The organism is Frankia sp. CcWB2 (assembly GCF_977927585.1).
Genome location: NZ_CDWRCM010000193.1, coordinates 3,237 through 7,116, shown reverse-complemented (window position 1 = coordinate 7,116; position 3,880 = coordinate 3,237). Strand labels below are relative to the sequence as shown.

Annotated in this window: 6 protein-coding genes and 1 pseudogene; 3 read left to right on the top strand and 4 right to left on the bottom strand. The window is 65.4% G+C overall.

Annotated features, from left to right (window positions below; translation table 11 throughout):
- Nucleotides 1-404 precede the first annotated feature (404 nt).
- The 3 genes and pseudogenes from ACY45C_RS17605 to ACY45C_RS17595 all read left to right on the top strand — a co-directional run bounded on the left by ACY45C_RS17605 (nt 405) and on the right by ACY45C_RS17595 (nt 1,176).
- Nucleotides 405-557, top strand: coding sequence for a hypothetical protein (locus ACY45C_RS17605; protein WP_462188649.1), 153 nt, complete (start codon nt 405-407; stop codon nt 555-557).
- A pseudogene (locus ACY45C_RS17600) lies at nt 529-594 on the top strand (hypothetical protein); the annotation flags it as partial. The gene ACY45C_RS17605 and the pseudogene ACY45C_RS17600, both read left to right, overlap by 29 nt.
- A gap of 129 nt (nt 595-723) precedes the next feature.
- Nucleotides 724-1,176 carry a transposase family protein gene (locus ACY45C_RS17595; protein ID WP_462188648.1) on the top strand — a complete coding sequence of 151 codons (453 nt, stop codon included), beginning with the start codon at nt 724-726 and terminating at the stop codon, nt 1,174-1,176.
- 564 nt (nt 1,177-1,740) lie between these two features.
- Here ACY45C_RS17595 and ACY45C_RS17590 read toward each other — a convergent pair.
- The 4 genes from ACY45C_RS17590 to ACY45C_RS17575 form a co-directional block, all read right to left on the bottom strand.
- Nucleotides 1,741-2,439 (bottom strand): hypothetical protein, encoded by a 699-nt coding sequence (locus tag ACY45C_RS17590; protein WP_462188647.1) that lies wholly within the window; start codon nt 2,437-2,439, stop codon nt 1,741-1,743.
- A gap of 53 nt (nt 2,440-2,492) precedes the next feature.
- Nucleotides 2,493-2,768: a hypothetical protein gene (locus ACY45C_RS17585; protein WP_462188646.1), complete on the bottom strand. Its 276-nt coding sequence runs from the start codon at nt 2,766-2,768 to the stop codon at nt 2,493-2,495.
- A 333-nt stretch (nt 2,769-3,101) separates the two neighbouring features.
- Nucleotides 3,102-3,344 (bottom strand): hypothetical protein, encoded by a 243-nt coding sequence (locus ACY45C_RS17580; RefSeq protein WP_462188645.1) that lies wholly within the window; start codon nt 3,342-3,344, stop codon nt 3,102-3,104.
- A gap of 61 nt (nt 3,345-3,405) precedes the next feature.
- A complete protein-coding gene (locus ACY45C_RS17575; RefSeq protein WP_462188652.1) occupies nt 3,406-3,711 on the bottom strand; it encodes a HepT-like ribonuclease domain-containing protein in 306 nt (101 codons plus the stop codon).
- Between the last annotated feature and the right edge of the window lie 169 nt (nt 3,712-3,880).

The window sequence follows — 3,880 nt, the reverse complement described above, 5'->3', positions numbered from 1 at the left end:
CTCTCGGCCGGTCCGGATGGTTCCTTCAGTAAGACCATCATCCCAGCTCAGAGGGCATTTACGCGTTCATCGCACCGCTAACTGGCCAAATCGGGCGGTGGATCAGGGCTGAAACCGCGCCGCCCGAGGGCACTCGCCCTTGGGCGGCGCGCCGACTGTGAGCTGATAGACGAAGGACGGACGAAACGGTGGCACATCGAGCCTTTTCAATCTCGGTTTGTCTGATTCTCTCGGCGGTTGAGGATCGCCAATTAGCGAATTGAACGGGCGCCGGCTCCAGTCGTTCCGCCATCTGGCGGCGGCGATAGTTGGCCGGGCGGTGGCCGGAGGGGTGCCGTAAATAGAGAAGTCCCCGGTAGATCACAGGGTGTCTACTCCACTGTGCCCTTGACCGAGGACTTCCGTTGCTAATCTACCCTGGTGTCGTCGACCTGCCCGAGTCGACCCTGACCCTCCTCGCGGGGCTGCTGGCCGAGGACCGCGCCCAGCGCCGGACCTGGCGCAAGCTGCCCCCACACGAGCAGGCTCCTGGTACTCGTCCACCTACGCAAGGGTGAACGCTACGAGCGACTCGCCGAGGGGTTCCAGGTCAGCGTCGGCACCGTCCACAACTACATCCGCGAAGCCGTCCGCCTGCTCGCCACTCACGGCCGGACCCTGCTCGCCGCGGCCTGGATTTTCGCGTGGACCCAGAGCAACTTCCTCATCCTCGACGGCACCGTCGTGCGTACCAATCGTGTCCGGGCGCATAACAAGCTGTACTACTCGGGCAAGCACAAGTACCACGGCATCACCCTGCAGAGCCTCACCGACCCCTACGGCCGGCTGATCTGGATCTCCGAAGGGCTTCCCGGCTCCGTCCATGACCTCACCGCGGCCCGGATGCACGACATTCTCGATCTGATCGACCGTTCGGAGCTCTACCTCTACGCGGACAAGGGCTACATCGGCGGCGAAGGCGAGCGCCTCCTCGCCCCGATCAAGAAACCCAAGAACAACGACCTCCCCGACCGTGACAAGGAGGCCAACCGGACCCACGCCACCACCCGCTCACAAGGCGAACGAGGATTCGCGGTCCTCAAGAACTGGCACATATTCGACCGTTTCCGCAGCTGCCCACGCCGCGTCGGCACCTTCGCCCAGGCCGTCCTCGTCCTCGCCAGCGAGGGCCATTAGAACAACCAACTTTGAAAAGGCTCGGTGGGAAGCTCGACCGCCGTCAATAATTAGTGCCCGCCGACTTCGATCTTCACGGGGTAGCGGTGTTGCCCAGATGATCGGGCCCAGTCGGGGCCAGGCGCGCTGACACCTGATGTCCAGCCAGGAGCCAGCGGCAAACGCGAAAGCGCCCCCGAAGGGGGGCTGAGCAGGCAAAGCCAGCTTGTGGACCCTGTGGAGTCGAAATGAAATAACTTGCGCGTTTCGAACCCTCCACAGGCCTGTGACCTGCGATGATGCTCTCGATCGCGTATTTGTTACTTCATTACGTCCCCTGTGTACCAGCATCCGAACCGTTCGATCTTGGTTGCGGCCCCTGAAATCACCGTCCGGCCGGTCGCTACCCGTGCCCTGGCCAGGGACGATGCCCAGTGACCGCGCCGACCGTTACATCACCTACCGGATCGAACGGGTGTTCCGCAGGTCTGGCGGTTCCGGACGCTTCGACCCGTCTCGTGACCGTAGTCGTCGGCGTGGTGGTCGCGTTGACGTTCCTCTTCGGGTTCAGGAGGGATGACAGGCTCATGGTTGCTGGTCGAGAAACGTCGCAGCCTCGGCTGGGTCCATGATGTTGGACCAGATCTGCTCTTCGGGGGCCACTGCCCGCTGCGGCATGGCGTAGGCGGACATCCATGCGTCGGCTTCACATCCGGGTACGAGGCTGAGGATCGTCGCGACGAGCCGTCGCGGGACCGAGCCGATGAGGCGGATCGCGACATAGGTCTCGTGACCTTGGTCAGCGACGACCTGGATGCCCAGCGCCGCGCCGTCCAGCATGACGGCGTGCTCCTGGCCGTCCAGCAGTGACTCGCCTACCAGCCGGTGCACCGCCGCCCTGAGCGTGCGCTCGGCGCGCGTCGCCGACTCGGCCCGCCACCTCAGCTTGTCCTCCTGACCACCGGTGTAGGTCGTGGTGGCGAGAGCAGGCGAGTGTCTGGCGTTGTAGCGTGCCCGCGCGGCGGTTGCGCGTGCGGCCAGCGCCGCGTAGAAGTCATCGGGCGAGCCTTCCTCCCGCTGCCCGGCCGCCACCAGCCATGGGATCCCGGCGTCGACCCACACTGCACCGCGCCAGCGCTGGACCTTCACCTTGAACAACACCTGATCGTCGATCGCGGCGATCCGCTCCTGCGGCGTGTCGTCGTCGGCGAAGCGGTCGCCGACCTTGCCGAGTAGCGGATGGCCGATGTCCTCCAAAGGCGTGTCCGCGCGCGGGACCGTCAAGGCGAGATCCTCTCGCAGGCAGCGGAGCGTGGGGCGGGCCCGTCCGGCCACCGTCAGCGGTCCTCTTCGACGCCGCCGATCGCGTCGAGTTCAGCACGAGTCATCCCGGCGAGCATCGCTATCCGTGACGCGCGGCTGCCGTCGAGCTCGCTCAGCAGCTCCCGCATCCCGGACTGCATTTCCTCGCGGCGCGCGTCCAGGTAAAATGCGACCGCCGCCTCGACCAGATCCTTCTTGCTCATATGCAAGTAGTGCGCGCCACTGGTGATCAGCTTGTCGCCTTCCGGCGAGACCTTGACCGCAACCTGCCGGGGCGTCTGCTCCATCATCGCCGCGTCCGTCTCCTTCCCGCCAGCTACCAGTCCGTCGGTGCCTCCAGTACCTCAAGGGTACTCTGCCATCGGTCGCCGCCGGGCGCGACCAAGCACCGACTCCTCCCACCACACCAGCAAGACAACTCACCGTCGACGGGTGGGTCGAACGGGTCGACAACGGCGGCTCCCGAACCGCTGGCGTTCAGGCCGGACATTGCTGACCGCGCTGCCGGCGGACTGGGCGGAGCCTGGCGCAGGCGACCGCAGGCACGCCGGTGCCGAGGATGCAGGTGGACCCGGCGCCGCGACACGACCGTCGCTCCCCACCCCTGCCCGCAGACGGGAAACCTAGATCAAAAACACCGATCGGCGATCAGCTGGGAGCACCTTACGGCACGGGGTGCGGCGCTGGGTTGTCACGCCGCAAGTAGAAGGCGCCTTGACGGCGAGAACCCAACACGGAATAGCGATCGAGATCGACAGGGTGAACCAAAGTTCATGCCAGTCGAACGAGATCAGAGAATTCACAAGTAGCGCGATTGCGCCGATTTCGACCAAGAGAAGAGTGAGCGCGGCGTTGCGCTTGGCCATCCCGGTTCTCCATACCTATCGAGTTGTGGCGTTGTGCAACCGTAGCAGTGAGGTTGTGGCGCTACGGGTGGGGGTGCGATGGTGGAGTGGGGATCGCTCCTGGTTGGAGCGATGGGAGGTGGCGGCGGAGTGCATACGTCCACCGGTGTGACGAACGCAACACAAGCTGGAGAAGGTGGCCACGCTGGGCGATCCGAGCGGTGAGACCTCGGCGGCCTGAACAGAACGTGTGGCTGCCGGCGTGGATGCGCCACACAATTGACCAGTCGACCTCGAAGTATGTGTGAACGGCGATGTTGCGGAAGCCTGTGACGGACCGCCACGGCACGTCCGGCCAGCGCGCGAAGCTGTCGGTGGCCTGGTCGATCGCGCCGAGGAGATGGCGAGCGGGCCGTCGGGCCCGTGTCCGAGTCGGGTGAGGAGGGTTCGCAGCGGCGGATCGCTGATCGCATCGGTCGGCGCACGGGTGAGGCGTTCGGCGCCGAGTACGTGGATGTCTCGGGAATGAAAGCGGCGCGGGGCGGGATCGACGGGCT